12 protein-coding genes, 1 tRNA gene and 4 pseudogenes are annotated in these 15944 nt (G+C 34.7%); 7 read left to right on the forward strand and 10 right to left on the reverse strand.

Annotation, left to right across the window (positions count from 1 at the left end; all coding sequences use genetic code 11):
• Nucleotides 1-11: 11 nt before the first annotated feature.
• Together ACWHVF_RS00665 and ACWHVF_RS00670 are read right to left on the reverse strand one after the other, a co-directional pair.
• The gene (locus tag ACWHVF_RS00665; RefSeq protein ID WP_064124926.1) at nucleotides 12-1157 is read right to left on the reverse strand and encodes a SurA N-terminal domain-containing protein; all 1146 of its coding nucleotides are present in this window, start codon (nucleotides 1155-1157) and stop codon (nucleotides 12-14) included.
• Nucleotides 1158-1333: 176 nt separating this feature from the next.
• Nucleotides 1334-1424: transfer RNA gene (locus ACWHVF_RS00670), tRNA-Ser, on the reverse strand.
• Nucleotides 1425-1531: 107 nt separating this feature from the next.
• On the opposite strand from ACWHVF_RS00670, the gene ACWHVF_RS00675 reads away from it, so the two are divergent.
• Nucleotides 1532-1687 carry a hypothetical protein gene (locus ACWHVF_RS00675; RefSeq protein ID WP_156488179.1) on the forward strand — a complete coding sequence of 52 codons (156 nt, stop codon included), beginning with the start codon at nucleotides 1532-1534 and terminating at the stop codon, nucleotides 1685-1687.
• Between the two features lie 256 nt (nucleotides 1688-1943).
• On the opposite strand, the gene ppa is transcribed toward ACWHVF_RS00675, so the two are convergent.
• From ppa to ACWHVF_RS00700, 5 genes are all read right to left on the reverse strand, one after another.
• A complete protein-coding gene (gene ppa / locus ACWHVF_RS00680) occupies nucleotides 1944-2450 on the reverse strand; it encodes an inorganic diphosphatase (RefSeq protein WP_064124927.1) in 507 nt (168 codons plus the stop codon).
• A gap of 70 nt (nucleotides 2451-2520) precedes the next feature.
• Entirely contained in the window at nucleotides 2521-3765 is a 1245-nt protein-coding gene (locus ACWHVF_RS00685) for a WD1261 family protein (RefSeq protein ID WP_447933053.1), read from the reverse strand.
• A gap of 107 nt (nucleotides 3766-3872) precedes the next feature.
• Entirely contained in the window at nucleotides 3873-4985 is a 1113-nt protein-coding gene (gene mnmA / locus ACWHVF_RS00690) for a tRNA 2-thiouridine(34) synthase MnmA (protein WP_064124929.1), read from the reverse strand.
• 316 nt (nucleotides 4986-5301) lie between these two features.
• Nucleotides 5302-6378 carry a rod shape-determining protein gene (locus ACWHVF_RS00695; protein WP_064124930.1) on the reverse strand — a complete coding sequence of 359 codons (1077 nt, stop codon included), beginning with the start codon at nucleotides 6376-6378 and terminating at the stop codon, nucleotides 5302-5304.
• Between the two features lie 20 nt (nucleotides 6379-6398).
• Nucleotides 6399-7814 (reverse strand): carboxypeptidase, encoded by a 1416-nt coding sequence (locus ACWHVF_RS00700; protein ID WP_064124931.1) that lies wholly within the window; start codon nucleotides 7812-7814, stop codon nucleotides 6399-6401.
• A 275-nt stretch (nucleotides 7815-8089) separates the two neighbouring features.
• Here ACWHVF_RS00700 and ACWHVF_RS00705 point away from each other — a divergent pair, with 275 nt between their 5' ends.
• The 3 genes from ACWHVF_RS00705 (at nucleotide 8090) to ftsH (ending at nucleotide 11894) form a co-directional block, all read left to right on the forward strand.
• Nucleotides 8090-8569: an OmpA family protein gene (locus ACWHVF_RS00705; protein ID WP_064124932.1), complete on the forward strand. Its 480-nt coding sequence runs from the start codon at nucleotides 8090-8092 to the stop codon at nucleotides 8567-8569.
• 184 nt (nucleotides 8570-8753) lie between these two features.
• On the forward strand, nucleotides 8754-10049 hold the full coding sequence (gene tilS, locus ACWHVF_RS00710; protein ID WP_064124933.1) for a tRNA lysidine(34) synthetase TilS: 1296 nt from the start codon (nucleotides 8754-8756) through the stop codon (nucleotides 10047-10049).
• 12 nt (nucleotides 10050-10061) lie between these two features.
• Nucleotides 10062-11894: an ATP-dependent zinc metalloprotease FtsH gene (gene ftsH, locus ACWHVF_RS00715; protein ID WP_447933054.1), complete on the forward strand. Its 1833-nt coding sequence runs from the start codon at nucleotides 10062-10064 to the stop codon at nucleotides 11892-11894.
• Between the two features lie 569 nt (nucleotides 11895-12463).
• Here the strand turns inward: ftsH and ACWHVF_RS00720 are convergent.
• Nucleotides 12464-12544, reverse strand: a pseudogene (locus tag ACWHVF_RS00720) (WPE palindromic element domain-containing protein); the annotation flags it as partial.
• Nucleotides 12545-12700: 156 nt separating this feature from the next.
• Between ACWHVF_RS00720 and ACWHVF_RS00725 the strand changes: the two are divergent.
• A pseudogene (locus ACWHVF_RS00725) lies at nucleotides 12701-13338 on the forward strand (IS630 family transposase); the annotation flags it as partial.
• 16 nt (nucleotides 13339-13354) lie between these two features.
• Here ACWHVF_RS00725 and ACWHVF_RS00730 read toward each other — a convergent pair.
• Nucleotides 13355-14107: pseudogene (locus ACWHVF_RS00730) on the reverse strand (IS5 family transposase).
• A gap of 80 nt (nucleotides 14108-14187) precedes the next feature.
• Here ACWHVF_RS00730 and ACWHVF_RS00735 point away from each other — a divergent pair.
• A pseudogene (locus ACWHVF_RS00735) lies at nucleotides 14188-14559 on the forward strand (IS630 family transposase); the annotation flags it as partial.
• A 114-nt stretch (nucleotides 14560-14673) separates the two neighbouring features.
• Here ACWHVF_RS00735 and tmk read toward each other — a convergent pair.
• Entirely contained in the window at nucleotides 14674-15264 is a 591-nt protein-coding gene (gene tmk / locus ACWHVF_RS00740) for a dTMP kinase (RefSeq protein WP_064125399.1), read from the reverse strand.
• A 102-nt stretch (nucleotides 15265-15366) separates the two neighbouring features.
• On the opposite strand from tmk, the gene ACWHVF_RS00745 reads away from it, so the two are divergent.
• Nucleotides 15367-15939: a thioredoxin family protein gene (locus ACWHVF_RS00745; RefSeq protein WP_064125400.1), complete on the forward strand. Its 573-nt coding sequence runs from the start codon at nucleotides 15367-15369 to the stop codon at nucleotides 15937-15939.
• Nucleotides 15940-15944: the final 5 nt, after the last annotated feature.

Genomic DNA, 15944 nt, shown 5'->3' on the forward strand with positions numbered 1-15944 from the left:
ACTCTCTGACTTCAACTATACCGATAACTGACAGCTGCATTTTTACGCATATCATCTAATAACAAGTTGCTTTGTATCATAATCTTTTGTTGGTACATTTCCTGTTTAACTTTTTCTATATCTACTGCATTACTCTTGATATCACACAACATCATCAGCTTTGCAGCGCCATTTTCTCTTAATTCTACTATTTCATTCACACTTGTTTTACTAAATAAAATCTGTAAATCAGGATTTAAATCTTGCATTTTTATTTCAAACTCTTTTACATTTGGCAACTTAAAATCATCTGCTAATTTGTCAAAATTTAAACAATTGACCTTTTGCTCTTTAAAATTATCCAATAAACTTTCTGAACCCTCAACCACAACCTGTTTTAATTTTAAAGTGCTTTCCAGCAGTGCATGATTAAGTTGTACTTTATCTATTACTTTTATAACAGAGTAACCTTCACTGAAACTGAATGGACCTGCTATGTCGCTGATTTCTAATCCTTCTAAAACGCTCTTGAGTTTGCCTTTCAACTGACTTAAATTAACTGTTGCTTTACGCATCTTTATTGGAGATTCTGGGTTATTACTATTGCGTAATTTTTTTACTAGATCTTCAGCTATACCATAAACGTCCTTGTCTTTTTGATCAGGAATTATAAACTCTTGGAACGTGATAAGATAATCTGGCTTTTCTGTTTGCCTTTTTACATCATCTACTTCTTTATCGCTTATATTAATAAATGGCACAATTCTTACTTCAATAATTTTGCTCCATAGTAACTGACATTTTATTTGTTTTCTTAAAATACTAAGATCTATATTATGCTTCTCTATGTATTGATCAACTTCATTAGCCTTAAGTTTAAAACTTTGGGTTAAAAATAACATGACAGCATTATCTAACTCCTCGTTGCTCAATTTTATATTCAGCCTCTGCGCTTCATTGATAATGATAATTTCGTCTATTAGCTCCCTAAGAATTTGAGGCTTTGCTTCTTTTTGATTAACACTTTGAGTGCCAAACAATGAATTTATAAAGTTGATGCGTTTTTTGATATCTAAATTTGAAATTGGCTCACCATTTACATCTGCAACAATTTCAATCTCGGTTGCAAGCAACCTAAGTGGCAACACTATCAACAGTAAAATTAGTATTTTATACATACAAGTAAAGTTGTTTAGTTAATAACCAATTCTATAATAAATACTGAGTCAATGCTAGCCAACTTTTTAATAGTGATCTCAGTGACAATGGAAACAAAAACCATTGCAACAAAATCAGGTAAACAGGCTAAAAACGTGCTAATATAGCGAACTTAGACCGTGCTCAAAACAGTATACGGAAGGAGAGGGATTCGAACCCTCGATACGACTTTTGGGTCGTATAACGGTTTAGCAAACCGCCGCCTTCAGCCGCTCGGCCACCCTTCCAAATTTAGAAATTTATCATCTAAAGATTATATAATACCAAGACCTCTACCGCCTGTCTAATGCTTTTAACAGCAACATTTTTCCGAACAACTGTAATTTTTAGATCTGTGGTACAAAAATCTATAGCTAACCCAAGAAAGGTTTCCCTACGTCATACCGCGATTCATTCCATAGCTGTACGAACGTTGTCTAGCAGGATGGTGTCATCCCAGCGCCCCTATGATGTCATCCCAGTGCTTGACACTGGGATCCAGGAATTTTGATTGGGCACTAAGTTGGTAAGCATAAAAGTGGCTGATCTTATGTTAAAACACAACGTTCTTGATGAGATTACGGCAAGGCTGGATTCCAGTGTCAAGCACTGGGATGACACCATTTGCTGTGCAGTTTACCTTCAAGAATGAATGTTCGTACAGTTGTGCGCGGTATAGATTCCGCTAACAAGTAGCGGAATGACGAATTTGTTGTTTTTCAAATTGTAGGCAAACCTAAGCCACTTTAGCTATAAATCAACGTAAACTAATTTCCGCTTTTTTCAATGATTTTCTTTGCTTCTTCTATACCAACCCATTCTCCAACTGTTACCGTTTTTCCCTTTTCTAGATCTTTATAATGAGAAAAGAAATGAGCAATTTTATCTAGTAGGTTTTTAGATAAGTCAGAATAGTTCTTGATATTGTCATAATAGCTATCAACACTGGAAACAGGCACTGCTAATATTTTCTCATCTTCTCCTTTTTCATCTTTAGTGAGTAATGCGCCTATTGGACGCACCGATATTAAAACACTAGATGCTAAGGGAAATTGAGTTAGCACCAAAACATCCACAGGATCACCATCACCTGCGCAGGTATTTGGTATAAACCCATAATTGCAAGGATAAGTCATTGAGGTAGACAAAAATCTGTCAACTTGTAACAACCCAAGCTCTTTATTAAATTCATACTTTACAGGCTCAGCATTTGCACTTATTTCAATTACCACATTCACCGCATTTGGTCCCGCTGTTATTTTACTTAAATCCATAAATTACCTTCTTAACTTAAGAATAAGCATTATACAATATGTACTTTTAAGTTGCTAGATTTATGTAGTTCTAAGCTTGTTTTGCATGGGGCGGTTCTAATTTTTTATTCTGCACATCATCGACTGTTGAAAGTGGTGGTTCCTGTGGTGATTTCAATAGTTGAAATAAAGCATATACTACTACAATAGTCAGCACAGCAGCAATTATTAGATTAGTTTGTGGCAAAATATTTTTCATTGAGTTGAACAATTTTTGCTCCATAAGGAAATAATCAGCAACATATAACCCAACAGACAATACAAACATACCTAAAATAAGTTTACAGACTGTGTTTTTATGATTTTTCTTGCTGAGTATGAAATTTGGCCTACATTTATTCTCTTCCTGTGGTACTGAGTAGTATATATTTTTAGGGCTTGTTACTAATTGTTCAAATTCATCACTATTTTGGTTTTTTAACAGTTGCTCTAGGGTGTTTTTTGTATTTATAGGATATATTAATCCATCTATTTTGAATTCTTTCTCTTGTCGATCCACATTCTCATGGTTGATTGTATATTTGATGGTTCCATCTCTACTTGATAGCTCGATGCTATGGTGTAGTCTAGCAGCTAGGAGCATTATATAGCTCTCTATTAACTGATTCTCACATATCTCTAGTACTTCTCTTCTTACTGTTTTGTTAGATGGTGAAAGTTCTTTATAGTGACTACCCAAAGACAAGAGCAATGCTACATCTTTATCTACCTTTATATCTTGATGAATAGAATAATAGAAGTCAATAATGCACTTATTTAATGCAAATTCTCTGTCATATTTGTTGTTTAATATATTTTCTTCACTTAACAACCTTCTAACATCAATAAGTACCTTATCTTCAAAATCTTCTTCTGTTTTAAATATTGGTTCTCTCTTTGGATTTGCTAAGATGTTAAGTAAATCTAATTTCCTTCCATCTACCACTTCATTTACATCTTTACCTAACTTAGACTCCTTTTTACCTAACTTAGACTCCTTAATAACTTTATATATTTCATCTATGACATCTTTAGTATTCAGATTATTGTTTTCACTTAGAATTCGATAAGCTTGAGCATAAATTAAAAACAGCCCTTGTAGACTAAATTTTAAGTTAAAATAGTAATCTAATTGTTCATCTTGCTTCTGTATGAATGCAGAAAGACCTATATGATTTCTGTGGTCCATGCAACAATCTAAGTTAGCATGTTGAAAGCTACCTAAGAAAATAAACAAAGCCTCTAATAAATTACCCTTACCAACAATTTTTATTAATTCTTCAACTTCCTTAACCATTGCTAAAACCTATAATGTTCTACTTTATAGTATAAGCGATATAGGGTAAAATAGCAATAAATATTATTGTACGTTTACATTCTGCATCAAAGAATTAAGCATTTTAGTTAAGAACATATCCATCCACCGCCAATTACTTGCTCATCTTTATACGCTACACAGGCTTGACCTGGACTGATGCCAAAGTAATCGTCGTTTAAAATGACACAGGCTTTATTTTTTTCGTCAGTTGAATGTATTGTTGCTAAACTTCCCGCATGTGATGACCTCAGCTTCACAGTTACTTCCATACCTTCCTTTGGTTGTTCTAACCAATTTAACTCTTTGATCAATATTTTTTTTTGCATTAATGCGTTGATCGGACCTACTATAACCTCATTATTCTCTGTATTAATTTTTATCACGTAAAGAGGTTCACTGTACCCAACACCTAAGCCTTTTCTTTGCCCTACTGTAAAATTTACTATGCCACTGTGCTCACCTAGCACTTTTCCATTCACATCCACAATTTTACCTTTCTGTACAGATTGTGGAGCTAATTTAGCTATTGTTTTACTATAGCTTTCGGAAACAAAGCATATATCTTGACTGTCTGGCTTTTCAGAAATTTGTAAACTGAAATATTTTGCTAATTTTCTTATATCACTTTTATAGAACCCACCTAGCGGAAATCGCAAAAGCTTTAACTGCTCTTGAGTTGTAGCAAACAAAAAATAACTTTGATCTTTACTTTTATCAATGCTTCTGCACAACTTTACCTCACCATTTTTTTCTAACCTTCTCACGTAATGTCCTGTTACGAGCACATCCGCACCAAGATTTTTTGTAACTTGCAATAGATCACGAAATTTTACCGTTTGGTTACATCTCACGCATGGTATGGGAGTTTCCCCACGCATATAGGTACTTGCAAAATCCTCTATTACTTCCTTTTTGAATATTTCCTCGTAGTTTAAAATATAGTGAGGAAAGCCAACACTTTCAGCCACGCGCTTAGCGTCGTAAATATCCTGTCCAGCACAACATGCACCTTTTCTTGCGTTAGCATTACCATCGGTGCCATAGAGTTGAAGAGTCACACCTATCACCTGGTACCCAAGGTTATGTAGCAGTGTTGCAGCAACCGAGCTATCAACTCCCCCGGACATTGCAACAACAGCCTTAGTCTGGTGCGGAGCTTTATCTTTTAGCAGAGGTTCAATTTCAAATTCTTTTAGCATAATCGCCTTAATTTATAAACGCAAATCTTGTGTCATTCCAACATACAACTGTGCAAACGTTTTGATTTGGGGGCAATTTACATAGTAGATAATGTCATGAAAGTAGCTGACACTGGAATCTAGCTTCTATTACACAAATTCATTAAAACAGCATATTTATTTGTAATCAAGTTTCCTGGATCCCAGTGTTAGCCACTCGGATGATACCCTTTCCTGCTGGAAGTTGCCTTCAAATTACTTGGTGCGTGACACTGGGATCTCATTTATATTACATAATTCCATCAAAACAATTCGATAAACTACCTTCAAAAACAATTTAATCTTGCTTGAATAAAACATGGCCAAAATAATCCATGTTTTCAAGCACTTTTCCACTACCCAAGGCAACACAACAAAGTGGGTCATCTGCAACACGAACTGGTAGTTTTGTTGTTTCACTGATAACTTTGCCCAAGTTACGCAATAATCCACCACCACCAGATAAAATTATTCCTCTATCGACTATATCAGAGGAAAGTTCAGGTGGAGTGCTCTCCAGTGCAGTCCTAATAGCAGAAATTATCTGATGTACAGGCTCTATTAAACTCTCTGCAACTTGATATTCTGATAAAAGCATTTCTTTTGGCATGCCACTCACTAAATCCCTGCCTTTAATTATCATTCCCTCTTTGTTATTTTCACCTGGCAGACTTGCTGAACCTACGTTTTTCTTAATTTTTTCAGCAGTTGTTTCACCGATTAATAACTTATGATTTTCACGAATATACGATTTTATTGCTTCATCCATAATATCGCCACCTACTCTGGCAGAACGTGAATAAACAATTCCGCCTAAAGAAATAATTGCAACTTCAGTTGTACCGCCTCCTATATCAACAATCATAGAACCCTCAGGTTCAGTAACCGGGAGCCCAGCTCCGATTGCTGCAGCCATTGGTTCTTCAATCAAAAATACTTCATTTGCACCAGCACTTTCTGCTGCATCTTGTATAGCACGCCTTTCAACTGGCGTGGATCCAGATGGAACGCATATGATAATATTAGGTTTATTAACAGTGAATTTTGTGTTTGCACTGCGTATGAAATATTTTAGCATTTCTTCCGCACTTTTAAAATCAGCAATAACTCCATCCTTTAAGGGCCTTATCGCCTCTATTTCTCCAGGCGTTTTTCCAAGCATCATTTTAGCTTTTTTACCAAAAGCGTAAGGAACGTAGCTTCCTTTTTCTTTTACTCTTGCTACAACTGAAGGCTCATCAAGCACGATTCCCTGATTTTTCTGATAAACTAAAGTGTTTGCAGTACCAAGGTCTATGGCAATATCGCTAGCAAACAAACCTTTGAAAGTAAAAAGGCTATAAAACTTTCCGGTCAATTTTCGAACAAAACTCATATACAACCCAAGAAAATCATTTATTGAGACAAATTATACTTTTCAGATAGGTAGTAAGTAACACACTCAACGTCTAAACCCTTGCCTGTTACTTTTTTTAGCAGTTCCAGGCCACACTTTGCACTGTATATATTTTGAGATAACCAACTGATAAGTAAACTAAAATCTCCTTTTATTATAGCACTGAATGATTCGTAATGATTCTTTTTAACGAAAGAGAAAATCTGCACAGCAGCAATTAAAGCAATAATTTTTATAGGAAAGTAGCCCATAACACCGCTTGCCCAATATTCATCTTGAAAATAAGTGTCCAGCTCATTTTTAGCTTTTACTGGAATTTTATAGTGCTTCATACCTTCCAGCCACGCATCGTGCAGATCCTTAACTTCCAGTGTACCATTTATTATATCCTGTTCTAACTTAGTTCTCAACATAATATGAGCTAACAGACTAAATTCATCTGCATTTTTTAAAAAAGAAGAAAGGTTTATTTCATTGAAAACCAAGTGCAAATTTTCAACACTGCTATTAGTTTTGCCTTTTATAGCAAACTTCTCTTTTATGTGTGGTTGAATGAACTCAATAAATTCTCTGGATGTTCCAATCATCCTTTCCATGAATAACCCTTGAGTTTCATACATAACATGTCTCATAATTGGGCTACTTATAGAATTTTGCGCTAAACATTTTTGATAAATTGCATAACCACTATGCCGTAAAAGTGAAAATAAACCATAACAAAAATCAGATTCATCATAATCTATAGGGTAGTAATAAGAAGTACGAATCTCATTTAGTGCAATACCCATTTGCTGTAAACATAATGAGCCAAGTTCAATCTGTTTCTGAGTAGCAACTTTTTGTATATTAGTAACCTTATCCTTTTTCTGCTTTTCAATTATTTTATCTACATTTTCGCTAAAAAATTTGCCTACCTTGGGGAATACTTCCCTTATATTCTTTTCTGTGATATCAGAGTCATAGTCAGCAAGCAGTGAGTCGTATTTTGAGCATTTTAATTGCTGCGATTTTATAGAAGCTACTTCGCGAATGAGTGTGATTAAATCAGTAAAACGTTCTTTTAGTTTTTCTAAGTTACTGGTTTCAGAATGAGATAGCTTCCATAAATTTTGGCATTCAACCTTAGCTTTGGATAAAGACTTTACTAAATCAATAGGAACAGCACTGTTGCTTTTATGTATTCTCTCTATTAACTTTAGCTGCTGAGTATTTGCACTTTTTTTGTTACCAAGAGCATCTGCTAATGATTCTTTTATTGCGTCATGAGAGATAATTTCATGTCTGATTTCTTCTAGAAGACTCATTTGTTCAACTTTGTCCTCTATATTCAATTGGCTTTGGTTTAGTACTTTTAGCGTATTTTCGATATTCTTTACCCTATATAATACTTCCTCTAAAAACTTATAAGATTTCATATTTGTTCATTGTTTTAGAAAACATCTGTTTAATATCGTAATAGATTAATAATAAAGTTAAAAGTATATTTGCTTAAAGTACAATAAAAAATTGTACTTTTTATTCCTTTATTAGATTTTTCTACTCAGAGTCCAGCATATTATAAGAAAATTAATTGTAAGGTTGTAGAAAAAGTATTTAGTATTTTATTTCTCTTGACTATATTACAATATGGAGAGATATTAGCTACTGAAATTAAAGTTACGCACTATTTAAAATTTATGGAGGTTTAGTAATGTGGAGTAGACTGGTTATAATGTGCTGTTTTTGTTTATTACTTACTGGTGTAAGTTCTTGCCCAAAAAAAGGAGCAAATACAACAAATAAAATAAATTCTGTTGTTAAGCAGATAGGTGATAAAAGAGTTTTCTTTGGTTATGATGAATCTAATATTACTGAAGTAAGTGCAGATGCATTACTTGACGTAATGGAGGTGTTACAAGATAACCCTGACGCGGAGGTTACTTTGACTGGTCATACTGACAACCGTGGTTCTCATGAATATAATCTTGCGCTAGGCGCTAGAAGGGCAGATGCAGCTAAAAAATTTATGGTTAGTTGTACACCCTACATAGAAAACAGAATAAAAACTGCTTCTAAAGGTGAAACTGAGCCTTTGGTTAATGTAAAAGATGATTCTAGAAATTCTAAATATGAAAAAGAGCATGCTAAAAATCGTAGAGTGGAATTTTCATTTTCTGGAATAAAGAAGTAGTTTCTTGCATTAAAACCTGGATCCCAGTGTCAAGCACTGGGATGACATAAAGAAAGGGCACTGGGGTAGACAAAAAAGGACAAACTTGTCATGTTTTGTTGCTTGTTAGCGGGATCTATATATACCACAAATAAGTCGCGGTATGACGTAAGAGATCTGACCTATCTGGCCATCAAGAGACATAATGGAATTAGAGTTATTATTTCAAAATGTGGTTAATAGTTTTGCTTTCTATAACAATCAAGTTGCAGTTGCAGTATCAGGTGGTGTAGATAGTATAGTCTTACTGCACTTAATGACTAACTGGGCAAAAAAAAACAAGCTTTCACTTCCTATAGCATTAACAGTAAATCATGGATTACGTCCAGAGTCTCAAAAAGAAGCTGATTTTGTTGTAAGTTATGCAAAGGAACTTGGAGCAAAGGAATCGTTCATATTAAATTGGGAAAAGCAAAATATTAAAGGCAATATTCAGTTACAGGCACGAAAAGCACGGTATAAGTTACTAGCAGAGTGGTGTAAAAACAATAATGTTAAATGTTTGCTCGTCGCTCATCACAAAGATGATCAAGCAGAAACGTTCTTGTTAAGATTAGAGCGAGGTAGTGGCGTAGATGGATTATCATCAATGGACTACAAGTCTTTCCTAAATGGTATTTATATATTTAGGCCATTGTTAAATTTTAGTCGTAGTGAAATAGAAAAGTACGCTAAGCTTCACCAATTAAAATGGATCGAAGATAGAAGCAACTATAACTTAAAATACAGGCGAACTTTATACCGTAGCTTACTTAAAGCAAGTGACAATCAAGAGATTTTAACAGAGCGAATATGCCTCACAGCCCTTCATATGAAAAGAGCTGCAAAAGCGTTGATGCACTACACACGCCTTGCGTTTAATGACTGCGTTAATGTGCATGATCTTGGTTATATTGAAATTAAACTAAGTGAATTTTATCAATTGCCAGAGGAAATAGCCTTGAGGCTTCTTCTTTACTCTATAATGGCAATTGCCAGTAAACACTATAAACCAAGGTATAATAGCCTTATCGTAATATTTAATAAAATATTGCAAAAGGATAGTAATGTTAACTGTACACTTTCTGGGTGCAAAATAAGAAAGTATGGAGAAAATATCTTGATAATTAGAGAATCGTCAAAGATACAAGAAATTACCGTAAACCTACCTTTAAATGAACCTACTCAATGGGATAACAGATTTAGCTGCACAATACTCGGAAATCAAGAGTGTTCAGTTATCATCGCTCCATTAAAAAAAACACAAAAAGTTCCTGAATTTCTGAAGGATTACATCTGCTGCCCTGAAGTTTTCTATTCTTTGCCTGTAGTGCTAAAAGATGGAAAGGTGCTTGCTTATCCTGATGTAAATTATAACGGAAAAAATACCAATGACGATAAGGCTCAATGCATTATTAATAGCACAATAAAACAAAATTTGGTAAGCTTGATTAGTATTTAGTTAGAAATAGAAATGAAAAAATTTTTAGAAGGCTTATTGATCTGGTTAGTAATTATTGTTCTTATTTCAGTTGCTTATATTCAGTTCAGCGGAAATGTAGGTAAAAGTAAAACAATTATACCTTTTTCGGAATTTTTAACTAGACTAGAAGACAATGATGTAGAAAATATTGTCATAAAAAACCAGAGCATTGAAGGCAAGTTCAGGGATGGTTCAAGTTTCAATTCAAACGGTGTCATATATAGCGACCTAATAAAAAATTTACATGATAGAAAAGTGAGATTCTCCTTTTCAACTGGAGATTCTGCCATGAGCGTAATTGGTGGATTACTTATCTCATGGGTCCCAACATTTATCTTTATTGGCTTTTTGCTATTCTTTCTTAAACAAACACAAGCAGGGGGCAACAGAACTATAAGCTTTGGCAAGTCAAGGGCTAGACTCATGACTAGTGGAAAAAAAGTAACATTTGATGATGTTGCCGGAATTGATGAAGCAAAAGAAGAGCTAGTAGAGATTGTTGATTTTCTTAAACAAAGGCAAAAATTTCAAATATTAGGTGGAAAAATACCAAAAGGGTGCCTTTTAATTGGCTCTCCTGGAACTGGTAAAACTTTACTTGCTCGTGCAATTGCAGGAGAAGCTAATGTGCCATTCTTTAGCATTTCTGGATCTGATTTTGTTGAAATGTTTGTGGGTGTTGGTGCAAGTCGTGTTCGTGATATGTTTGATCAAGGCAAGAAAAATGCTCCTTGTATAATTTTTATAGATGAAATAGATGCGGTGGGTAGACATCGTGGCATTGGTCTTGGTGGCGGCAATGATGAAAGAGAACAAACATTAAATCAGTTATTAGTTGAGATGGATGGCTTTGAGTCTAATGAAGGTGTAATAATAATTGCTGCGACTAACCGTCCGGATGTCTTAGATCCAGCACTGCTTAGACCTGGTCGTTTTGACCGACAGATTACTATTTCTTTACCCGATATAAATGGGCGTGAAAAAATATTAAATACTCATATAAAGAAAATATCAATAGCACCAGATGTAAACGTGAAAACAGTTGCAAGAGGAACACCAGGCTTTTCTGGAGCTGATTTAGCAAATTTAGTGAACGAATCTGCACTTATTGCTGCAAGAAGAAACAAGAAGATTGTTACCATGGACGATTTTGAATATGCACGTGATAAAGTGATGATGGGCGTAGAAAGGCGATCTCTCATTATGACAGAAGAGGAAAAGAGACTGACTGCATACCATGAAGCTGGTCATGCAGTAGTTGCTATCAACATGCCTGCCTCTGACCCGATACACAAAGCAACTATTATTCCAAGGGGTAGAGCCCTAGGTTTAGTGATGAGACTACCAGAAACAGATAGAGTGTCCCTCACAAGAGAAAAGATGCTAGCAGATATAACTGTTGCAATGGGTGGACGTGTGGCAGAAGAGCTAATTTTTGGCTATGATAAAGTCACAAGCGGTGCATCTTCGGATATAAAACAAGCATCAGATTTATCACGTTCTATGGTAACAAAATGGGGAATGAGCGACAAAATAGGTCCGATCTATCACAATCGCGAACAAACCATGCATGGTTCTGACATAATTTCTGAAGATACGTTAAAACTTATAGATGAAGAAGTGAAGAAAGTTGTGTCTTCTTGCTATGAAAAAGCAAAAGAGATTTTGACCAAGCATAAGAAAGGCTTAGATCTCATTGCCGAAAATCTACTGGAGTTTGAAACTTTAACAGGAGATGAAATAAAGGACATATTAAGCGGAAAAAAAATTGTTAGAGAGGAAAATGAGAAGAATGAGAAAATAAAAAAATCCTCTCTCTATTAAATTTGGCCTTGTTTAACTGCCAAATGAAAGTTTTTAGTTGCAGTAATGGCGTCATCAGGTAGCTATCTGACTCACAGAAACGGAGCTAAAATTCCTTGACAAACTTCGCCAGCCCCCTTATCATAGAAGTGAAGCTATTTATTTATCTTCGCAATCTGTGCAGGTTAATGACAAAAAACTTAGGGTATTTGGCGTCTCATGTTTAATTTTTCGCACTACGTGCATCGCATGTCTTTAAAAATTTCTAGGTTTTTACCTATATAAGCCGAAACGCGCTTACAAAGCGTTTAAGACAGCAAAAAATGTCAAATTGACAAGGGAGAATTTGAATACTAGCTACCCTAGGGTTTCTTTGCCTTTTTTCCTACTTAGTAAATTTCTTAACGTTTACAATTTTGTTATAAAAGTAGCTAAATTGGGATGTTGAGGATAAAAAACGCCAATTTATAAAGTTAATATAGGTAATTAGCCAACTATGGGGTTCTTTTTGCCTTTTTTTCATTTGGTAAATTTCTTAACGTTTGTAGCTAAAAGAGCCCAAGAGAGGTGTCATTCCAGTACCCCTGTGATGTCATTCCAGTGCTTGACACTGGAATCCAGCCTTTATTATGCAGCCACTTGGTTGAAATTAAGTCTTCTGGATCCCAGTGTCAAGCACTGGAATGACATCATCATAAAGGAACCAGTGTCAGCTACTTGAATGACAGGAGAAGGGGCTACTTATACCAATTCCCATTACACGGGAAACAGATGGACAACAATGGAAGAAAAGCCATAATGAAGTAAGTAAAATAGTTGAGGTATAAATGGCATTAAGATCAAAATTATTGGATGAAAAAGTGAGCAAAAGAAATGCTGAAGAAAGTAAGGAATAATGCATATGTTTCGAAAAAATTAAATGCTGTAATTGCAGCAAAAAAGTACAGTATAACGGCTGTAGCAAAAATATATTGCATTTCAAGAAGTGCACTAACTTCGTGGGTAAAACTCTTGAAATTTGGCAGAGAAGAAAAACTGTTTGCTCCTCCCCAACGTCGTAGAAAAACTAAATTAAATCATGCTCAACTACAGCAAATTGAAGCATGGGTAGAAGAAAATCCTAATGTTACCATTAAAGAAATGAGAATAAGAATCCAGGAAAAGTTCGGCTTAAATATCAGCAAATCAACAGTACACCGCCATATGCAAAAGATGAAATTCTCATATATTACACCAAGACCGGTTCATAATGTACAAGATAGAGGTAAACAAGAGGAATTCAAAAAAAAATCTCAATGGAGCTATTAGTAAGTATCCAGAAAAAGAGCTATTTTTCTTTGATGAATCCAGGTTTGGCACACATTCAAAGACCGGGCATGGATGGTTTAAAAAAGGCGTCAGAACAAAAGTTAAGGTAAAATTAGGTAGGGAAAATTTTTATCTCTACAGTGCAGTTAATCCTAGGCTCTGTGGACAAAATTTTAGAGAAGCCATATGAGAGCTCCAACAAAATTTAGAAATCCCATGTAAACCTCTGCGGTCTTGTCAAATCTGGAAAAAATGCGCCTAAAATTTTTAATTTTACCGAAAAAGCACTCAATCAAATGACGTTCTTTATAAATATGCTCATCATAGTATCTTTGCACTTTTCGATTCCTTTTTGATGGAATTACGATTTCACATTTCCTGTTTTCAAGGCTGACCACAAAAGCATTGCTGTCATAACCCTTATCAGCTACTACAATGGAGTTATAGACATTTTTTGTTAATACTTCAGCTTGTGTAATTTCATTCCTCTGGCCAGGAGTAAGTATAAATTTTAAAGGATTTCCCAATGCATCAACAAGTGCATGAATTTTAGTCGTAAAGCCACCTTTACTTCGCCCTAAAGCCTCTTGATCCTTCGAATCTTTTGTATATCCAGCCGAACATGGATGGGCTCTAATGATCGTACCGTCGATTATGACGGCTTCTAAATCTGGCTCTTGTTTTGTGTACTCCAATAAATTTTTCCAAATACCCCTTTCGCACCATCTCTTAAATCGTTTGTGTATACTTCTGTAATTGCCATAGATTTTCGGCAAAAGTCGCTATTGGCAACCACTTCGCGCCATATACCACACTGCTTCTATGAATATTCTTAAACGTTTTTCGTCTTTACTATGCATTCCTTTTATGCCTTTTATGAATTCTAAAATTTGTTTCCAATTTCTTTCTTTTATATAATATTCCATTCGGTAGTTTCTCCATTTTTATGTTCATTTGGTTAAACTGCCACTTTTTTTCTCCCTCTTCATATTTTTTGTCCACAGAGCCTAGAAATGGGGAGAATTCTAGCTTGTTTGCACCGAATGTCAACACTGATTGTATGAATATATTTCTTGAGCAAATGTCTCAATATTTGGGACCACGAGAAGCCTTTCTTGTTATGGATTGTGCTAGTTGGCATAAGTCGAAAAGTTTAAAGGTACCTAAAAATATTGAGATTATATACCTACCACCATACTCACCTGAACTCAATCCAGTTGAGAGGCTTTGGTTGTATGTAAAACAGAACATTTTGCGCAATAAAATATACGATACTATTGCTTTGCTTGAGAGTGCTTTGTGTAAATTTATTACTTCTCTTACCTACTCCACAATTAAACAACTCTGCTATGTATCCTATTTGAATGACCAACAATGAGAATTGGTATTAGATGACAGAAGAATGGGACAACAGGAACGGAGTGTGACGGACTTAAATCACAATTATCAGCTGTTACAAAAAACGCCAAAAATAATTGCCTTTTAGTTTGGGTTATGCAAGAAATCTAATAATTTCACTATACACTTGATTATCATTTTTTGTTTCAATTTCAGTGATGACATGGCACCTAACGGGCTCTTTTATGGCTATTTCCTGAAATCCTTTTCTGACCTTATTGTAAAAATTAACATCCATTTCTTCATATTTATTCTTGTCTTTTGCTCTATTTAACCCAACTTTAACATCAATATCTAGAATAAATGTAATATCTGGATATCTAACTCCAGCCAACCTGTGCAAATCTTCTATTAGTTTTAAATCAACTCCAAACCCATATCCTTGGTATGCAATGGTTGAATCAATAAACCGATCACAAATCACTATTTTCCCTTCTGCAAGAGCTGGTAATATTAATTTTTTCATATGTTCGTGCCTCATCGAGATAAGTAGCAAGAGTTCAGAAATAGGATCAATATTATTTGTTAACAACACTCCTCTTATCTTTTCTGCAAAATCAGTGCCACCTGGTTCTCGAGTCGACACTACATTATTTTCGCCGTGAATTTGCTTAAAATGATTTGCAAGTAGCTTAGATTGTGTTGTTTTACCAGAGCCGTCTATTCCTTCGAAAGTTATGAACATAAGTTTTATAATACTAAAAAAGAATATGCAAACAGTATACATAGAAACCGTTTGACATTTAAATAATAAGACCGTAAATTACATACGGTATAATAATAGTCTATGGTTGCTCTGAATACTCCTAAAGTCGATTTTAGTTTTACTGCAAAAGATTTTAATCTTTTGGGAGTAGACAATAAATACTATACATTAAGTGACTGTTGTGGAAAAAATGGTCTTATTGTAATGTTTATATGCAATCACTGTCCTTACGTTCAGTCAATTATTAGCAATCTGGTAAGCGATGTTGATCAATTGAAAAAAGATTATCAGGTGAATACCGTTGCAATAATGTCAAATGATGTAAATGAATATCCAGAAGATTCCTTTGAAAATATGATTAATTTTGCCAAGGAAAATAAGTTTACATTTCCATATTTAATTGATAGTGCACAGAAAATAGCTAAAGAGTATGGTGCTGTTTGTACTCCTGACTTTTTTGGTTTTAATGCTAATTTAAAACTTTGCTATCGTGGACGTTTTAACGACGCAAAAAAAGAAAAGGTTCAAAACTATAAAATAGGAAGTAGTGATTTATTTCAAGCTATGAAATTTGTTGCAGAAACTGGTAATCCTCCGGCTGACCAAAAGTCAAGTATTGGTTGCTCAATTAAATGGTCTGATCCTACAGGTTAAATATC

The organism is Wolbachia endosymbiont of Dactylopius coccus, assembly GCF_977011065.1.

Excerpts from the sequence above, each read along its gene's own strand:
- tmk (WP_064125399.1), bottom strand. The coding sequence starts at position 15,264 with ATGTTCATAACTTTCGAAGGAATAGACGGCTCTGGTAAAACAACACAA.
- ppa (WP_064124927.1), bottom strand. The coding sequence starts at position 2,450 with ATGGATTTAAGTAAAATAACAGCGGGACCAAATGCGGTGAATGTGGTA.
- ACWHVF_RS00665 (WP_064124926.1), bottom strand. The coding sequence starts at position 1,157 with ATGTATAAAATACTAATTTTACTGTTGATAGTGTTGCCACTTAGGTTG.
- ACWHVF_RS00705 (WP_064124932.1), top strand. The coding sequence starts at position 8,090 with ATGTGGAGTAGACTGGTTATAATGTGCTGTTTTTGTTTATTACTTACT.
- ACWHVF_RS00695 (WP_064124930.1), bottom strand. The coding sequence starts at position 6,378 with ATGAGTTTTGTTCGAAAATTGACCGGAAAGTTTTATAGCCTTTTTACT.
- tilS (WP_064124933.1), top strand. The coding sequence starts at position 8,754 with ATGGAATTAGAGTTATTATTTCAAAATGTGGTTAATAGTTTTGCTTTC.
- ftsH (WP_447933054.1), top strand. The coding sequence starts at position 10,062 with ATGAAAAAATTTTTAGAAGGCTTATTGATCTGGTTAGTAATTATTGTT.
- mnmA (WP_064124929.1), bottom strand. The coding sequence starts at position 4,985 with ATGCTAAAAGAATTTGAAATTGAACCTCTGCTAAAAGATAAAGCTCCG.
- ACWHVF_RS00700 (WP_064124931.1), bottom strand. The coding sequence starts at position 7,814 with ATGAAATCTTATAAGTTTTTAGAGGAAGTATTATATAGGGTAAAGAAT.
- ACWHVF_RS00745 (WP_064125400.1), top strand. The coding sequence starts at position 15,367 with ATGGTTGCTCTGAATACTCCTAAAGTCGATTTTAGTTTTACTGCAAAA.
- ACWHVF_RS00685 (WP_447933053.1), bottom strand. The coding sequence starts at position 3,765 with ATGGTTAAGGAAGTTGAAGAATTAATAAAAATTGTTGGTAAGGGTAAT.